The organism is Mycobacterium helveticum, from assembly GCF_007714205.1.
GTDB classification, from domain to species: domain Bacteria; phylum Actinomycetota; class Actinomycetes; order Mycobacteriales; family Mycobacteriaceae; genus Mycobacterium; species Mycobacterium helveticum.
On record NZ_VMQU01000048.1, the window covers coordinates 1 to 15,333 of the forward strand.

At 71.7% G+C, this 15,333-nt stretch carries 16 protein-coding genes and 3 pseudogenes; 8 read left to right on the forward strand and 11 right to left on the reverse strand.

The window, feature by feature from the left end:
* Nucleotides 1-1,135: pseudogene (locus tag FPZ47_RS13115) on the reverse strand (type VII secretion protein EccC); the annotation flags it as partial.
* A 127-nt stretch (nt 1,136-1,262) separates the two neighbouring features.
* On the opposite strand from FPZ47_RS13115, the gene eccD reads away from it, so the two are divergent.
* Complete coding sequence (gene eccD, locus FPZ47_RS13120; protein WP_246133308.1) at nt 1,263-2,618, forward strand: type VII secretion integral membrane protein EccD; 1,356 nt, start codon at nt 1,263-1,265, stop codon at nt 2,616-2,618.
* Nucleotides 2,615-3,922, forward strand: coding sequence for a type VII secretion-associated serine protease mycosin (mycP, locus tag FPZ47_RS29425; protein WP_246133307.1), 1,308 nt, complete (start codon nt 2,615-2,617; stop codon nt 3,920-3,922). The genes eccD and mycP overlap by 4 nt, the downstream gene beginning before the upstream one ends.
* On the opposite strand, the pseudogene eccB reads toward mycP, so the two are convergent.
* Nucleotides 3,893-5,266, reverse strand: a pseudogene (eccB, locus tag FPZ47_RS13130) (type VII secretion protein EccB); the annotation flags it as partial. The gene mycP and the pseudogene eccB sit on opposite strands and share 30 nt — an antisense overlap.
* 121 nt (nt 5,267-5,387) lie before the next feature.
* Here eccB and FPZ47_RS13135 point away from each other — a divergent pair.
* Both FPZ47_RS13135 and FPZ47_RS13140 read left to right on the forward strand, forming a co-directional pair.
* Nucleotides 5,388-6,311, forward strand: a complete 924-nt coding sequence (locus FPZ47_RS13135; RefSeq protein WP_144949801.1) for a cutinase family protein — start codon at nt 5,388-5,390, stop codon at nt 6,309-6,311.
* 90 nt (nt 6,312-6,401) lie between these two features.
* A pseudogene (locus tag FPZ47_RS13140) lies at nt 6,402-6,851 on the forward strand (cutinase family protein); the annotation flags it as partial.
* A 33-nt stretch (nt 6,852-6,884) separates the two neighbouring features.
* Here FPZ47_RS13140 and truA read toward each other — a convergent pair.
* The 9 genes from truA to FPZ47_RS13185 form a co-directional block, all read right to left on the reverse strand.
* A complete protein-coding gene (gene truA / locus FPZ47_RS13145; RefSeq protein WP_144949798.1) occupies nt 6,885-7,745 on the reverse strand; it encodes a tRNA pseudouridine(38-40) synthase TruA in 861 nt (286 codons plus the stop codon).
* Nucleotides 7,726-8,304: a 50S ribosomal protein L17 gene (gene rplQ / locus FPZ47_RS13150; protein WP_144949796.1), complete on the reverse strand. Its 579-nt coding sequence runs from the start codon at nt 8,302-8,304 to the stop codon at nt 7,726-7,728. The genes truA and rplQ overlap by 20 nt, the downstream gene beginning before the upstream one ends.
* A 32-nt stretch (nt 8,305-8,336) precedes the next feature.
* A complete protein-coding gene (locus FPZ47_RS13155) occupies nt 8,337-9,380 on the reverse strand; it encodes a DNA-directed RNA polymerase subunit alpha (protein ID WP_144949794.1) in 1,044 nt (347 codons plus the stop codon).
* Between the two features lie 105 nt (nt 9,381-9,485).
* Entirely contained in the window at nt 9,486-10,091 is a 606-nt protein-coding gene (gene rpsD / locus FPZ47_RS13160; RefSeq protein ID WP_144949792.1) for a 30S ribosomal protein S4, read from the reverse strand.
* A 13-nt stretch (nt 10,092-10,104) separates the two neighbouring features.
* The gene (gene rpsK / locus FPZ47_RS13165; RefSeq protein WP_144949790.1) at nt 10,105-10,524 is read right to left on the reverse strand and encodes a 30S ribosomal protein S11; all 420 of its coding nucleotides are present in this window, start codon (nt 10,522-10,524) and stop codon (nt 10,105-10,107) included.
* Nucleotides 10,525-10,530: 6 nt separating this feature from the next.
* Nucleotides 10,531-10,905 carry a 30S ribosomal protein S13 gene (gene rpsM / locus FPZ47_RS13170; RefSeq protein ID WP_144949788.1) on the reverse strand — a complete coding sequence of 125 codons (375 nt, stop codon included), beginning with the start codon at nt 10,903-10,905 and terminating at the stop codon, nt 10,531-10,533.
* A gap of 175 nt (nt 10,906-11,080) precedes the next feature.
* Nucleotides 11,081-11,194, reverse strand: coding sequence for a 50S ribosomal protein L36 (gene rpmJ / locus FPZ47_RS13175; RefSeq protein ID WP_003919293.1), 114 nt, complete (start codon nt 11,192-11,194; stop codon nt 11,081-11,083).
* Between the two features lie 43 nt (nt 11,195-11,237).
* On the reverse strand, nt 11,238-11,459 hold the full coding sequence (infA, locus tag FPZ47_RS13180) for a translation initiation factor IF-1 (protein ID WP_003418601.1): 222 nt from the start codon (nt 11,457-11,459) through the stop codon (nt 11,238-11,240).
* 80 nt (nt 11,460-11,539) lie between these two features.
* Nucleotides 11,540-11,881 carry a hypothetical protein gene (locus FPZ47_RS13185; RefSeq protein WP_144949786.1) on the reverse strand — a complete coding sequence of 114 codons (342 nt, stop codon included), beginning with the start codon at nt 11,879-11,881 and terminating at the stop codon, nt 11,540-11,542.
* 1 nt (nt 11,882) lies between these two features.
* Here FPZ47_RS13185 and FPZ47_RS13190 point away from each other — a divergent pair, with 1 nt between their 5' ends.
* From FPZ47_RS13190 to rfbC, 4 genes are read left to right on the forward strand one after another with little or no spacing between them, the layout of a single operon-like run.
* Nucleotides 11,883-12,752: an LLM class F420-dependent oxidoreductase gene (locus FPZ47_RS13190; protein ID WP_144949784.1), complete on the forward strand. Its 870-nt coding sequence runs from the start codon at nt 11,883-11,885 to the stop codon at nt 12,750-12,752.
* Between the two features lie 16 nt (nt 12,753-12,768).
* Nucleotides 12,769-13,635 carry an LLM class F420-dependent oxidoreductase gene (locus tag FPZ47_RS13195; RefSeq protein ID WP_144949782.1) on the forward strand — a complete coding sequence of 289 codons (867 nt, stop codon included), beginning with the start codon at nt 12,769-12,771 and terminating at the stop codon, nt 13,633-13,635.
* 28 nt (nt 13,636-13,663) lie between these two features.
* A complete protein-coding gene (rfbB, locus tag FPZ47_RS13200) occupies nt 13,664-14,659 on the forward strand; it encodes a dTDP-glucose 4,6-dehydratase (RefSeq protein ID WP_144949780.1) in 996 nt (331 codons plus the stop codon).
* Entirely contained in the window at nt 14,656-15,264 is a 609-nt protein-coding gene (gene rfbC, locus FPZ47_RS13205; RefSeq protein ID WP_144949778.1) for a dTDP-4-dehydrorhamnose 3,5-epimerase, read from the forward strand. Before rfbB ends, rfbC begins: the two co-directional genes overlap by 4 nt.
* Nucleotides 15,265-15,333 lie beyond the last annotated feature (69 nt).

Genomic DNA, 15,333 nt, shown 5'->3' on the forward strand with positions numbered 1-15,333 from the left:
CCGCCAGACCCGGCCACCTGGAACCCCCGCCCCGGCCGTCGGCCCCGACCCGGTAGGCCGCCAGCCGGCGCGCACAGGTCAGCGCCTCCACGGGGCCGAGCCGGTCGGGGCACGCCAGGGTCTCTACGTCGCCGCCCTGCGCGATCGTCACCGGTGCGCCGTCGCGGCCGCCGCCGACCGCGACGGTGATCACGCCGGGTATCGCGCCGGCGTCGTCGTCGACGTCGGCGATCACCACCGCCTGCCCCGCGCCCAGGGCCGCCAGCGCCGGCAGCGCCGCCGCAACGCTCGGGTACACCATGCGGGCGGGGCCCAGGGCATCGGCTTCGGTGGGATGTCTGTTGTGGGGCAACCATTTCAGCCAATCCCAGTGGACCCGCGCGCGGTCGCCGACCGCGCCGACGACCGACAGCTCATCCGGGGGATGCAGCACCGCCAGCTGACAGACCATGGCGCGCATCAGCCCCCGCACCGCCGCCGGATCGCCCTGCAGGGTCAGGGTCGCCCCGGGTCGCAGACCGATCGCGATCGGCACGTCGGCGACCGCCGCGTGGGTGTCGACGAACCGCCGCATCGCCGTGGCGGTCACCGGGTCGGTGGCCCCGCGGGACGGTGCCGCGGGGGCCACCAGGCGGGCGGCGAGTGGCCGGCCGCCGACGCCGACCCGGACCAGACAGAAGTCGGCGTCGGCGGCGTGGCGCTCCCACATCCGCGGGCCGCCGATCAACGTCCACAGCGTGTCCGGGTCAGGATGACTCCAACGCTCGCAGGCACGTTGTGCGGCAGCAGTTTCGGCGACGACCCGGCGCAGGCCGCTGAGGTGTTCGAGATACCCGGCCCGGTCGCCGTCGATATCGCCGCCGCGCCCCCGCCCGGCGATCACCGTCACCAGCGCCGAGACCAGCATCATCGCCGGCAATGCCATAAACGCCGGGTTGCGGCCCGCGCCCGTCCCCGGCAGCGACGACACCGCCATGGCTCCCGCGGCCGCCACCGACGTGACGAGCGGGAGCAGCCGCAGCAGCGGACCCGGCGCCGCGGGAGCCGGCAGGCCGGGCGGGGCATCGACGACGATGTCCGCCGCCGAAACCGCCGGCGGCCGAAGTCGCGCCGGGGGCGCAAAGTCATCAGTCACCGCGATCCTCCCACTGTCGCCGACGGTAGGCAGCCGCAGAAGGGGCGGCAAGTCACCTGTGGACACCCGGACACCGGGTCACCCGAAACCGGTTAACGTGCCGGTGATTCGAGCGAAGGGGTCGCCGTTGCCTGAATCCGACGAATTGTGCCGGGTATGCGTTCACGCCGGTGCCGCCGCGGCGGACCTGGTGCTGCCCGCCGGCGTGCCCGTGGCGGCCCTGATCCCCTCGATCGTCGACATCCTGCACGGCCCCGCCGGCGCCGCGGAGGCGACGCGCTATCTGCTGTCACCGCCGGGACGGCCCGCTCTGCCCGGGCCGACCACACTGGCGCAGAACGGCATCCGCGACGGCGCCGTTCTCGTGCTCAACCGGTCCGCACCGCCCGCGCCGACGCCGCTCCACGACGACCTCGCCGAGGCGGTCTCGGCGGCGCTCGGCCCGACGGAGGGGCCCGACGGCCGTCATGCGACCCGCACCGCGGGTGCGGTCGCGGCGACCTGCCTGGCCGGCATCGGCGCGGTTGCGCTGCTGCGGAACGCGTTCAGCGACAGCGCGCCCGCCGGTCACGCCGGTACCGCCGCCGTGGCGGCCGCGGCCGGCGTCGTGGCCGTGTTGTCCGCGGTATTCGCGCGACGGGTGTATCGGGACCCCACCGCCGGGCTCGCGCTGGGCGTGATCGGCACGGCGTTCGCCGCGGCGGCCGGCTTCCTGGCCGTTCCCGGCCGCCCGGGCGTGCCGGGCGTGTTGTTGGCCGCAACGGCCGCCGCGGTCGCGTCGGTGCTGTCGATGCGCGCATCGGCCCGGGGCGCCGTCGCGTTCACCGCGATGGCGGGCCTGGCGATGGTCGTGGCCGCCGCCGCGTTCGTGGGTGTGCTCACCGCGGCCCCGCCGGCCGCGATCGGTGCGGTGACCGCGCTGGCGTCCCTGGGCCTGCTCGAATGCTCGGGGCGGGTGTCCGTCGTGCTGGCGGGCTTGTCGCCGCGCCTCGATGCCGTCACACCCGACGGGGACCGGGTGGCCGCCGCGGCGGTCCGCGCCGACCGCTGGTTGACCGGCCTCATCGGCGCGTTCGCCTCCTCGGCCGCCGTCGGTGCCGCGGTCACCGCGCTTGCCGGCGGACCACGCCTGGCCCGCTTGGTCTTTGCCGCCGTCACCGGCGCGTTGCTGCTGGCGAGGGCCCACACGGTTGGCGGCAGGAGGGCGCTGCCCCTGGCCGGTGCCGGATTCATTACTATCGCAACGGTTTTCGCTACCGCGGCGATCAGCGCGCCGGAGCGGGGTCCGTGGATCGCCGCGGTGGCGGCGCTGCTGGCCGCCGCCGCGTTGGTCCTGGGCCTCGCCGCCCCGGACCTGTCGCTGCCGCCGCCACTGCGCCGCGGCGCCGGACTGTTGGAATGGTGCGCGCTGCTTGCCATGGCACCGCTGGCGTGCTGGATTTGCGGCGTCTACGGCGCCGTTCGCGGAATTCGCCTCCCGTGACGGCCGCCCGCGTCGGAAAGCTGCTCGCGGCGTCGGCGCTGGCGGCGCTGTGCCAGTTCGGAACGCCGGGTGCCCAGGCGGTTTCACCGCCGCAGGTCGACGACAGGTGGCTGCCGGCGCCGGCCCGGCCGGCCCCGCCACGGCCGACCGTGCAGCGCGACGTGTGCGCGGCGCTCACGACCGGTCCCGCCCCGGACACCGACCCCCTCGCCGACCTCGACCTGCCCAGGGTGTGGCAGCTCACCCGCGGGGCCGGGCAACGCGTCGCGGTGATCGACACCGGCGTCTCCGCGCACCCCCGGCTGCCCACCGTGGTGCCCGGAGGCGACTACGTGTCCACCGGCGACGGCGCCGCGGACTGCGATGCCCACGGCACCCTGGTGGCCGCAATGATCTCCGCCGCAACGGATTCCGCGGGCACGGGCGGGGTCGCGCCCGACGCCACGGTGATCAGCATCCGCCAGTCCAGTACGAAGTTCGCCCCGGCGGCGGACCGGTCCCGCACCGGCGTCGGTGACGTCGACACGCTGGCCGAAGCCGTGCGCACGGCGGCCGATCTCGGTGCATCGGTGATCAACATCTCCTCGGTCGCCTGCGTTGCGGCCTCCTCGACCCTCGACGACCGGGCGCTGGGCGCCGCGCTGGCCTACGCCGTCGACGTCAAGAACGTCGTCGTCGTGGCCGCGGCGGGCAACACCGGCGGCGGAGCGCAATGCCCCGCTCAACGTCCGGATGCCACCTGGGACGACATCACGGTCGCGGTCAGTCCCGCCTGGTACGACGACTACGTGCTGACAGTCGGTTCGGTGAACGCCGAAGGCGTGCCCTCGCCGTTCACCCTGGCCGGTCCCTGGGTGGACGTCGCGGCGACCGGAGAGCGGGTGCACCCGCTCGGGTGCGAAGTGTCGGGCACCAGCTTCGCCGCACCGGTCGTCAGCGGGGTGGCGGCACTGATCCGGGCCCGCTTCCCCGCGCTGACCGCGCGGCAGGTGATGCGGCGCATCGAGTCGACCGCGCATCACCCGCCCGCCGGCCGCGATCCGCTCGTCGGCCACGGGACGATCGATGCCCTGGCCGCCGTCAGCACCGACCCCGGCGCGCCCGACGACGCGGCCAGACCGGCACCGTCGCCGATGCCGGCACCCGCCCACGCGCCGTCACCGAACCGGGATGCGCGCGGCACCGCGCTGGGCGGCGCGGCGATCTGCCTCATCGCGCTGGCCGCCGCCCTGGCCGCCCAGGCCGCCCGCACCAGGGCCCGCACCGGGCCCGCCGGGCCCGACGACGGCGTCGCGGGCCACTGATGCGTTGGTTCGGCTGAGTTCGGGTCCCGACGGCAGCGCCGCCAGCATCGGCCACGGCGCCGGAACCGGCGCCGCGAGACCGAGGTCGTGCGCGGCGTCATCGTCGTGGACGGCGAAGCGCACCCCGGTGTCGGTGACGAGGTAGCGGTCGGCCGCCCGGCCGCCCCGCACGTAGGCGCTGCGGCCGGGCGGCAGATAGACCGCGTCCAGCGCGGGACCGCGCCCGTCGGCCTGCGCCAGCGTCACCGGCGCCTGCCCGGGCGGCAGCGGGAGGCGATCCCCCGTCACGATCCCGACGTGTCCCGCCGCGGGTTCCTGGACGACGCACACGGCGCCGCCGGCGTCGGCCGGATCGGGGGCCCGGTCGGGAAATCCCCCCACCGGCAGCGTGGTCACGATCGGAGCGGCGCGGATCACGTCGGGCGCCACCGTGCGGACGTCGGCCGTACCGTGCGAGTCGCCGAGACGCAGCAGATCCGCGGCCACCCGGCCGATGCGCTGCGCCCCGGCGGGCAACACCACGTAATATTCGTCACCGTCCCCGCGTGTGATGCGTAGCACACCGCCGACCGGAAAGCCCGGGACCCCCGCCGACTCACGACCGGCTCCGGCGATCCGCGGTGCCGTGATCGGCGGCGCCTCCGGGACGGCGTTGAGCAACCACGCGGACACGGCCCGCGGCGCGCGCCCCTCCAGCCGGAGCGCCCGCACGACGGCGGCGTCGGACAGCTCCACCACGGCCCGGCGGCCGTCGTAGAGCAGGTAGGCGGGCAGGCCCGGGCCGGCGGTGGCCAGCACGGCCCGCCCGCCGGGCAGGTGCCGGCCGGCCCAGGCGTCGACCCGCCCGACGACGACCGTCGTGCCCTCACCGCCGGGCCCTCGGCCGTCGCAGACCGCCCACACCGACTCCTCCGCGGGCAAAGCCGCTCCGATGAGCGTCGGCGCGCCCGGAATGCCCAGCAGCGGGCCGCGTTTGGTGCGACGCAGATCCGACTCGGACACCAGGCGCGGGCCGGTGTCCGCCCCGGCGATCAGCCGTGCCGACACCACGTTGAGCACGGGATGCCAGGTCTCGCCCACGCGGACGTACAGCGCGCCGGATTCCCGGGCGATCACGATCCGCGCCCGGTCGAGGTCGGGCTGCGGCCGCAGCACGGCCAACACGGCGCAGCCGGCCACGGCGACCGCCGCGAGGACCCAGCCGAGGGTCAGCGGCGCCGCCCGCGCCGGGACGGACCGGCCGCCGTGCAGGGCACGCTCGACACGGCGCAGCAAAAACCGGTAGCCGCTGACCCGCAGCGCCGTCGTCGACCGGCCCGACACCCAGCCCCCGCCCTTCTCCACATCTCCCCACGATCCGTCCGCATCCGTCGGGCCTCACGGTAGCCCGCGTGGCGGTGCCCGCGCGCAGTCCATCCACAGCCGCCGGGGTGTCGTCTGGCCTGGTTACGGCTAAAATTATCGAATGTTTCTGCACCGCACACGTGGCCCTCGGGCGGGCGGCGCGCGGTCGGGGGGTCGCTGGGCCGGACTGGGCGCCGCCGCGCTGGCCGGCGCCGCGGGGCTGGTGGTCGCCCCCGTCGCCTCGGCCGACAGCTGCCCCGACGCGCAGGTCATCTTCGCCCGCGGAACCAACGAGCCGCCCGGCATCGGGCGGGTCGGCGAAGCCTTCGTCGACTCGCTGCGCCAGCAGACCGGCGGCCTGGACATCGGGACGTACGCGGTGAACTACAACGCCAGCAAGCTGCAGATCCACACCGGGGACGGCGCCAACGACGTGATCTCGCACGTCAAGTCGATGGCGTCGTCCTGCCCCGCCACCAAGCTGGTGCTGGGCGGCTACTCGCAGGGCGCCGACGTCATCGACATCGTGAGCGGGGCCCCCATCGGCGGCATCAACTGGGGCAGCTCGCTTCCCCCCGAGTACGCCAAAAACATCGCCGCGGTCGCCGTCTTCGGCGACGTGGCCGACCGGTCCGGCCGTTCGCTGGCGGCCCAGAGTCCGCTGTTCGGTTCCAAGGTGATCGACCTGTGCAACCCGATCGACCCGATCTGCCATGCCGGCCCCGGCAACGAGTGGACCGGGCATACCGAGGGCTATGTCCCGGTGTACACGACGCAGGCGGCCGCTTTCGTGGCGTCCAGGCTGCTGGCCGGGACCGGCCGGCAGGTCCCCGGGTTCGGGCCGCAGGTGCCCGGCTTTGCCCCGCAGGCACCCGGCGGCTCCCCGCAGGCGCCCGGGCCGCAGGCCCCGGCCGGCCCGCTGCCGCCGGGGTCGGGCCCGTCGATACACGGCAACGTGCCCCCGTCGTCGCCGCCGTCGCCGCCGTCGCCGTCGCCGTCATCCCCGCCGTCGCCCGCGCCCGACCTGGTCTCCCTCGTCTACTGACGCGGCGTCGATAACGATTCCGGAACCGTCGGCGGTGGTCGGCTGAGCTGACCGGTCGCGTCGCTACCATCGGCCCATGCGGCTAAGCGCGGGTGCCCCGCTGCCCCAAGGCCGTTCGGGCGGCGGCTCCCGGCCTGCCCTGCCGCCGAAGTGGTCTTCGCGCGGGGCCGAGAGGAGCCGCCCGGTCCGGGCTACGTCGGCAACGCGTTCGTCGACGCCCTGCGACCCAAGCTGCCGAAGATGGCGATCGCGTCCTACGGGGTGGACTACCCCGCCGACATCAGCCCCGCCACGGGCGCCGACGACATGAGCGCGCACGTCCAATCCATGGCCCGGAGTTGTCCCAAGACGCGCATGGTGCTCGGCGGCTACTCGCTGGGTGCCGCGGCGGCCGACCTGGTGGTCGCGGTGACCAAACCGGCGTTCGGCTTCACCAATCCCCTGCCACCGGCCATGGACGACCACATCGCGGCCGTCGCGTTGTTCGGCAACGGCACCCGGCGGATTCTCGGGCCCCTGCGCAATTTCAGCCCCGCGTTCGCCGGCAAGCTGTGAACCCCGGTGCGCGCCGGCTCAGCCGCGTGTACGCAGGTCGCGGGTGACCGAATTCCGCGCGGCCAGTTGGTCGTCGGGGGGATAGTCCACGCCGATCAGCGTCAACCCGTGCGCCGGCGCGGCCGCGAAATCGCTGGACCGGCCGGTGGCCGAGAGCAGTTCGCGGCACCAGGAGGCCGGGCGGCGGTGTTCGCCGACGGCCAGCAGCGCACCGACCAGGGACCGCACCATCGACCAGCAGAACGCGTCCGCGGTGACGTGCGCGGTGATCACGTCGCCCTCGCGCGACCACTCGAGCCGCTGCAGGTCCCGGATGGTGGTGGCGTTGTCGCGGTGCCGGCAGAATCCCGCGAAGTCGTGCAGTCCCAGCAGGTCTCGTGACGCGACGGTCATCGCCTCGAGGTCCAGCGGACGTGGCCAGGCGGTGACATAGCGGGCCTGCTGCGGCTCCACCCCGTAGGGCGCCGTCGACAACCGGTAGCGGTAGTGCCGGCGCAGCGCCGAGAACCGGGCGTCGAAACCCGAAGGTGCGCGCGCGATCCCGAGCACGCGGACATCGGCGGGCAGGAACCGGCCGAGCCGTCGCAGCAACGGCAGGAACTCCGGCTCGCCGGCCCGCGGCGAGCGCGACTCGGCGTTCGGGAGCGCGACGACGGGCAGGTCGGCGTGGGCCACCTGCCCGCTTGCGTGAACCCCGGCGTCGGTGCGGCCGGCGGCCCGCAGCCGCACCGGCGCGCGGAAAACGGTCGTCAGCGCCTCGTCGAGGACGCCGGCGACGGTGCGTTGCCCGGCCTGCGCCGCCCAGCCCGCGAATTCGGTTCCGTCATAGGCGATGTCGAGCCGCAGCCGGACCTCGTTGCTAACTGTCGGCGGCCTCATCGGACTCGTCGGCGGCTGCCTCCTCGGCCGGCGGCGCTTCGGCGGCCGCCTCGGGCGCGGACGCCGAAACGTCCTCGGCCGTCGGGCCGACGGCCTCCTCCGGCTCGACCGCCGCCGGCGGCGCAGGCGCGGCCGCCACGGGCGCCTCCTGGCCCTTCGAGGCCTTCACCCGCCGCGCCCGGTCGGCTTCGGACGTCACCGTCTTCTCCCGCACCAGTTCGATCACGGCCATCGGCGCGTTGTCGCCCTTGCGCGCCTCGACCTTGATGATGCGGGTGTACCCGCCGTTGCGGTCGGCGAAGAACGGCCCGATCTCCTCGAACAGGGCGTGCACGACGTCCTTGTCGCGGATCTTCTTCAGAACCTCTCGACGGTTGTGCAGCGTGCCCTTTTTGGCGTGCGTGATCAGCTTCTCCGCGTAGGGCCGCAGCGCACGCGCCTTCGGCTCGGTCGTCTTGATCCGGCCGTGCTCGAACAGCGACGTGGCCAGGTTGGCCAGGAGGGCCTTCTGGTGCGACGACGACCCGCCGAGGCGCGGACCCTTGGTGGGCTTGGGCATTGCTGACGCTCCTGTCTAGGTTTCCAAAGCTGTTAGAGCTGTTCGGTTTCGGCGTAGTCCTGGTCGTCGTAGGCGGCCTCGCTGGACCAGGTGCCGGTGGCGACGTCGTAACCCGCGACCTCCGACGGGTCGAAGCTCGCCGGGCTGTCCTTGAGCGACAGACCCAGCTGGTGCAGCTTGACCTTGACCTCGTCGATGGACTTCTGACCGAAGTTGCGGATGTCGAGCAGGTCCGACTCGGTGCGGCTCACCAGCTCGCCGACCGTGTGCACACCCTCGCGCTTGAGGCAGTTGTAGGACCGCACGGTCAGGTCCAGGTCGTCGATGGGCAGCGCGAACGACGCGATGTGGTCGGCCTCGGCGGGCGACGGCCCGATCTCGATGCCCTCGGCTTCGACGTTGAGTTCCCTTGCCAGGCCGAACAATTCGACCAGCGTCTTACCCGCCGACGCCAGCGCGTCGCGGGGACTGATCGAGCTCTTGGTCTCCACGTCGAGGATCAGCTTGTCGAAGTCGGTGCGCTGCTCGACGCGGGTGGCGTCCACCTTGTAGGTCACCTTGAGCACCGGCGAGTAGATGGAATCCACCGGGATCCGGCCGATCTCGGCGCCGGAGGCGCGGTTTTGCACCGCCGGGACATAGCCGCGACCACGCTCGACGACGAGCTCGACCTCGAGCTTGCCCTTGTCGTTGAGCGTCGCGATGTGCATCTCGGGGTTGTGCACGGTGACACCTGCGGGCGGCACGATGTCGCCCGCGGTGACCTCACCCGGGCCCTGCTTGCGCAGGTACATCGTGACCGGCTCGTCCTCCTCCGAGGACACGACCAGGCTCTTGAGGTTCAGGATGATCTCGGTGACATCTTCCTTGACGCCGGGCACAGTGGTGAACTCGTGCAGCACACCGTCGATGCGAATGCTGGTGACGGCCGCCCCGGGAATCGACGACAGCAGCGTACGACGCAGCGAATTGCCCAGGGTGTACCCGAATCCCGGCTCCAGCGGTTCGATGACGAACTGGGACCGGTCGTCGGCGACGACTTCCTCGGACAGGGTGGGTCGCTGGGAGATCAGCATGGTGTTCTTCTTCTCCTTCTCGGCACCCGCTATTTGATGCCGCTCAGGTGGTCCGTCGCCGCGGTCACGGCTCCGGGGTGCCCGCACCCGTGGTGCGGGAGGCTCTTACTTGGAGTAGTACTCGACGATCAGCTGCTCGGTCAGCGGCACCTCGATCTGCGCCCGCTCCGGCAACTGGTGGATCAGGATCCGCTGGCGCTCCCCCACCACCTGCAGCCAGCTCGGGATCGGGCGGTCGCCCGCGGTCTCCCGCGCGATCTGGAACGGCACCGTGTTCAGCGAGGTGTTCCGCACATCGATGATGTCGTACTGCGAGACCCGGTAGCTGGGGACGTCGACGTGCACGCCGTTGACGCTGAAGTGGCCGTGCGTGACCAGCTGGCGGGCCATCCGCCGGGTGCGGGCCAGCCCGGCGCGGTAGACGACGTTGTCGAGCCGGCTCTCCAGGATGCGCAGCAGCTCCTCGCCGGTTTTGCCGGGCTGCCGCACGGCCTCCTCGTAGTAGCGACGGAACTGCTTTTCCATCACGCCGTAGGTGAAGCGGGCCTTCTGCTTCTCCTGCAGCTGCATCAGGTATTCGCTTTCCTTGATCCGCGCGCGGCCGTGCTGGCCGGGCGGGTAGGGACGCTTCTCGAACGCCTGGTCGCCGCCGACGAGGTCGGTGCGCAGCCGGCGCGATTTGCGGGTCATGGGGCCGGTGTAACGAGCCATCTGCTTTTCTCTCCTAAACCCGACGGCGCTTGGGCGGACGGCAGCCGTTGTGCGGCTGGGGGGTGACGTCGGCGATCGCGCCGACCTCCAGACCGGCGGCCTGCAGCGACCGGATCGCCGTCTCCCGGCCCGAACCCGGGCCCTTGACGAAAACGTCGACCTTGCGCACGCCGTGCTCCTGAGCCTTGCGCGCGGCGTTCTCGGCGGCCAGCTGGGCGGCGAACGGGGTCGACTTCCGGGAACCCTTGAAGCCGACGTGGCCCGACGACGCCCAGGCGATGACGTTGCCCTGCGGGTCGGTGATCGTCACGATCGTGTTGTTGAAGGTGCTCTTGATGTGAGCGGCGCCGTGCGGGATGTTCTTCTTTTCCCGCCGGCGGGTCTTCTGTCCCTTCTTGGCGGAGCTTGCCTGCGCTTTCTTTGCTGGTGGCATGCGGTTCTACCTGGCCTTCTTCTTGCCTGCGATGGTGCGCTTGGGGCCCTTGCGGGTCCGCGCGTTGGTCTTCGTCCGCTGGCCGCGCACCGGCAGCCCGCGGCGGTGCCGCAGGCCCTGGTAGCAGCCGATCTCGATTTTGCGGCGGATGTCGGCCTGCACCTCGCGGCGCAGGTCGCCCTCCACCTTCAGGTTGGCTTCGATGTAGTCACGCAGGTGGGTCACCTGGTCGTCGGTCAGGTCCCGCGTGCGCAGGTCCTTGTCGATGCCGGTGGCCGCCAGAATCTCGTTCGAGCGGGTCCGTCCGACGCCGTAGATGTAGGTCAGGGCGATCTCCATGCGCTTGTCACGCGGCAGATCGACGCCGACTAGTCGAGCCATAGGTGGCGTTTCCTCTTTGTGTAGGCGGAGGTCTGGTCCCAGCCCGTTCCCGCCCCCGAAAGTTCGGGGTGGGGCCCGGCCTCCGTCCGGGCGTGGATGAGCTGCTCATCTCTCAAGATGCCGGCGGCTCACTGGTGCTGGGAGGTCTGCATTCAGTTGTGATCGCGGTCGGCTACTAGCCTTGCCGCTGCTTGTGGCGGGGATCGGGGCAGATCACCATGACCCGCCCATGCCGGCGGATCACCCTGCACTTGTCACAGATGGGCTTTACGCTCGGGTTCACCTTCACGGCTGGTCGATCCTGTTCTGTCGTCGCTGGGGTTCGGGCTTGCTCACTTGTACCGGTACACGATGCGGCCCCGGGACAGGTCGTAGGGAGACAACTCCACCACCACCCGGTCCTCGGGCAGGATGCGGATGTAGTGCTGCCGCATCTTGCCGCTGATGTGGGCGAGCACCTTGTGGCCGTTCTCCAGCTCAATGCGGAACATCGCATTGGGCAGGGGCTCGACCACGCGGCCCTCGACCTCTATGGCACCGTCCTTCTTGGCCATAACTTCTCAGAAATCCTCGTCTTTATCGTCTTCAGGTGTCGTTCTCGGTCCGCCCGCGTCGGCGCAGCGTCACCCGGTCTTCAAACGTGAGCCGGTGACAGGAAAGTCCTAGGACAGAGCACGCAGAAAGCCGGCGCGAATGTCGCACCGTTGGTCCACGATACCCGCAGATCGGGCCGGAGCCAAAATTCGCGGGCCATACCAGCGGGGATGACCAGCCCGTCCGGTCGGGTTGCCGGGAGGTCGCCGGTCTGGGGCAGGAACCGGCCCGGAACGTCGTCGTCGACACGCATCGGGGAGACCTGCGCGGGGAATCGGTGCCCGGCGACACCCGGTTCGTCGTGCTGCTGCCGCTCGGGGTGCCGCCCGCCCTCGACCCGGCCGCGCCGGAATAGCGTCACCGCACCCCGGGTTTCAGCCACCATGACCGATGCAACGAGCAAGCCCGGCTCAGCCCGGTCGTTAGGCCGGTTCGGATCGTTCGGCCGCGGCGTGACGCCCCGGCAGGCCAAGGACATCGAAGCCCTGGGATACGGGGCCGTCTGGGTCGGCGGTTCCCCGCCCGCCGAGCTGGCCTGGGTGGAGCCGATCCTGGCAGCCACCACCACGCTGCGGGTGGCCACCGGCATCGTCAACATCTGGACGGCGGCCGCCGGACCGGTCGCCGAATCGTTCCACCGCATCGAGTCGGCCTACCCCGGCCGCTTCCTGCTGGGGATCGGCGTGGGCCACCCCGAGGCGCACACGGAATACCGCAAGCCCTACGACGCGCTGGTCGACTACCTGGACTCACTCGACGAGCACGGCGTCCCCGCCGACCGCCGCGTGGTGGCGGCCCTGGGCCCGCGGGTGCTGACGCTGTCGGCGCAGCGCAGCGCCGGCGCACATCCCTACCTGACCACCCCGGAGCACACCGCGCGGGCCCGCGAGCTGATCGGCGCCTCGGGCTTTCCGGAGGCGTTCCTGGCGCCCGAACACAAGGTGGTGCTGACCACCGACCCCGAGAAGGCCCGCGCGGTCGGGCGCAAGGCGCTCGACGTCTATTTCAACCTGGCCAACTACCGCAACAACTGGAAGCGGATGGGTTTCTCCGACGAGGACATCGCCCGCCCGGGCAGCGACCGCCTCGTCGACGCCCTGGTGGCCTACGGCACGCCGGAGCAGATCGCGGGGCGGCTCACAGCGCACCTCGACGCCGGTGCCGACCACGTGCCCGTGCAGGTCCTGACCAAAGATGAAAACCTGGTCTCGGCGCTGGCCGAATTGGCCGGGCCGCTCGGACTGCAGTCGTGAACCAGAGAGGATCCCGATGACCGGGGCGGTAGCACTGAAACCCGAGCTGGGCTCCTTCGGCGTGTGGCTGCCCACCCGGTCGATCACCCCCGGGCTGGCGGCCGGCATCGAATCGCTCGGCTACGGCGCCGCCTGGATCGGCGGATCGCCGGACGCGGACCTGTCCTGGGTCGAGCCGGCCCTGGCGCAGACCACCTCGCTGCAGCTGGCCACCGGCATCGTCAACATCTGGTCGGCGCCCGCGCCCGAGGTCGCCGCGTCCTTCCAGCGCATCGAGGGCGCGTACCCGGGGCGGTTCCTGCTGGGCGTCGGGGTGGGTCACCCCGAGCACACCCGGGAGTACGTGAAGCCCTACGACGCGCTGGTGGGTTACCTCGACGCACTCGACGCGGCCGTCGTGCCGACCAGCCGCCGGGTCCTGGCGGCGCTCGGGCCGCGGGTGCTGCGGCTGGCGGCCGAGCGCAGCGCCGGCGCCCACCCGTACCTGACGAGCCCCGAGCACACGGCCAAGGCCCGCGAACTGGTCGGCAATGCGGTGTTCCTGGCCCCGGAGCACAAGGTGGTGCTGACCACCGACGCCGGGGAGGCGCGCGACGTGGGCCGTCGCTTCGTCGAGCACTACCTGGGCCTGAGCAACTATGTGAACAACTGGCTGCGGTCGGGGTTCACCGAGACCGACGTGCGCAAGCCCGGCAGCGACAGGCTGATCGACGCGGTGGTGGCCTACGGCACGCCGGACGCCGTCGCGCACCGCCTGGGCGAACACCTCGAGGCCGGCGCCGATCACGTGGCGATCCAGGTGCTGGGGGGCTGGGACGAAGAGACCCTGCTGCCCGCACTGACCGAATTGGCCGGACCGCTGGGGCTGACTCCCCCCGGCTGAGCCGTCCGCTCGGCTAGGGTCTTAGGCCATGCGGCTACTGGTCACCGGCGGCGCCGGCTTCATCGGCGCCAACTTCGTGCACAGCACCGTGCGCGAACACCCCGAAGATTCCGTGACGGTGCTCGACGCCCTGACCTACGCCGGCCGGCGCGAGTCGCTGGCCGGCGTCGAGGACTCGATCAGGTTCGTCGAAGGCGACGTCAGCGACGCCGAGCTCGTCGACCGGTTGGTCGCCGAGTCCGACGCGGTGGTGCATTTCGCCGCCGAGACCCACGTCGACAACTCACTGGAAGACCCGGGCACGTCGCTGCAGAGCAACGTGGCCGGAACCTACGTCATCCTCGAGGCGGTGCGGCGGCACGGAGTGCGACTGCACCACATCTCCACCGACGAGGTCTACGGCGACCTGAAGCTCGGCGACCCGCAGCGGTTCACCGAGTCCACCCCGTACAACCCGTCGAGCCCCTACTCCGCGACCAAGGCCGCCAGCGACCTGCTGGTCCGGGCCTGGGTGCGGTCCTACGGGGTGCGCGCGACGATCTCCAACTGCTCCAACAACTACGGGCCGTATCAGCACGTGGAGAAATTCATCCCGCGCCAGATCACCAACGTGCTGACCGGGCGCCGCCCGAAGCTGTACGGCGCGGGCGCCAACGTCCGGGACTGGATCCACGTCGAGGACCACAACAGCGCGGTGCGGCGGATCCTGGACAAGGGCGACAACGGCCGCACCTACCTGATTGCCGCCGAGGGCGAGCGCGACAACCTCACGGTGATGCGCACGATCCTGCAAATGATGGGACGCGACCCCGACGACTTCGACCACGTCACCGACCGCGCGGGCCACGACCTGCGGTACGCCATCGACCCATCGTCGTTGTACAACGAATTGGGTTGGGCGCCAAAGCATGCCAACTTCGAAGCGGGCCTGCGAGCCACCATCGACTGGTATCGCGACAACGAATCGTGGTGGCGGCCGCTCAAGGACGGCGCCGAAGCCCGCTACGAGGAGCGTGGTCAATGAAGGTTCGCGAACTCGACATCCCCGGCGCGTGGGAGATCACCCCGAGCATCCACGGCGACTCCCGCGGGCTGTTCTTCGAATGGCTCAAAGACCGCGACTTCACCGGCTTCGCCGGTCACCGCCTGGACGTCCGGCAGGCCAACTGCTCGGTCTCGTCGGCCGGCGTGCTGCGCGGCCTGCACTTCGCCCAGGTGCCACCGAGCCAGGCCAAATACGTGACGTGCGTGCGGGGCTCGGTGTTCGACGTCGTCGTCGACGTCCGGCTGGGCTCACCGACGTTCGGGAAATGGGATTCGGTCCTGCTCGACGACTCCGATCGCCGCACCATCTATATCTCCGAGGGCCTGGCGCACGGTTTCCTTGCCCTGCAAGACAATTCAACGGTGATGTACCTGTGCTCCTCCGAGTACAACCCGCAGCGCGAGCACACCATCTGCGCGACCGACCCGGTGCTGGCGGTCGACTGGCCGCTGGTCGACGGGGCCGCCCCCAGCCTGTCCGACCGCGATGCGGCGGCACCGGGTTTCGACGAGGTGCGGGCGTCCGGGGTCCTGCCCACCTGGGCGGAGACCCGGGCCTTCCTCGACGGCATGCGCGGCGGATAACCGCGCCCGGCGCCGACCGGCACAACCGTGAAAACCGGCTGTTTCCGTTAATTTCGCCGACGGCACGAT

What these genes read in the sequence shown, in the direction of transcription:
- FPZ47_RS13135 (WP_144949801.1), top strand. Translation starts at nt 5,388, where the DNA reads ATGTTTCTGCACCGCACACGTGGCCCTCGGGCGGGCGGCGCGCGGTCG.
- truA (WP_144949798.1), bottom strand. Translation starts at nt 7,745, where the DNA reads ATGAGGCCGCCGACAGTTAGCAACGAGGTCCGGCTGCGGCTCGACATC.
- rplQ (WP_144949796.1), bottom strand. Translation starts at nt 8,304, where the DNA reads ATGCCCAAGCCCACCAAGGGTCCGCGCCTCGGCGGGTCGTCGTCGCAC.
- FPZ47_RS13155 (WP_144949794.1), bottom strand. Translation starts at nt 9,380, where the DNA reads ATGCTGATCTCCCAGCGACCCACCCTGTCCGAGGAAGTCGTCGCCGAC.
- rpsD (WP_144949792.1), bottom strand. Translation starts at nt 10,091, where the DNA reads ATGGCTCGTTACACCGGCCCCATGACCCGCAAATCGCGCCGGCTGCGC.
- rpsK (WP_144949790.1), bottom strand. Translation starts at nt 10,524, where the DNA reads ATGCCACCAGCAAAGAAAGCGCAGGCAAGCTCCGCCAAGAAGGGACAG.
- rpsM (WP_144949788.1), bottom strand. Translation starts at nt 10,905, where the DNA reads ATGGCTCGACTAGTCGGCGTCGATCTGCCGCGTGACAAGCGCATGGAG.
- infA (WP_003418601.1), bottom strand. Translation starts at nt 11,459, where the DNA reads ATGGCCAAGAAGGACGGTGCCATAGAGGTCGAGGGCCGCGTGGTCGAG.
- FPZ47_RS13190 (WP_144949784.1), top strand. Translation starts at nt 11,883, where the DNA reads ATGACCGATGCAACGAGCAAGCCCGGCTCAGCCCGGTCGTTAGGCCGG.
- FPZ47_RS13195 (WP_144949782.1), top strand. Translation starts at nt 12,769, where the DNA reads ATGACCGGGGCGGTAGCACTGAAACCCGAGCTGGGCTCCTTCGGCGTG.
- rfbB (WP_144949780.1), top strand. Translation starts at nt 13,664, where the DNA reads ATGCGGCTACTGGTCACCGGCGGCGCCGGCTTCATCGGCGCCAACTTC.
- rfbC (WP_144949778.1), top strand. Translation starts at nt 14,656, where the DNA reads ATGAAGGTTCGCGAACTCGACATCCCCGGCGCGTGGGAGATCACCCCG.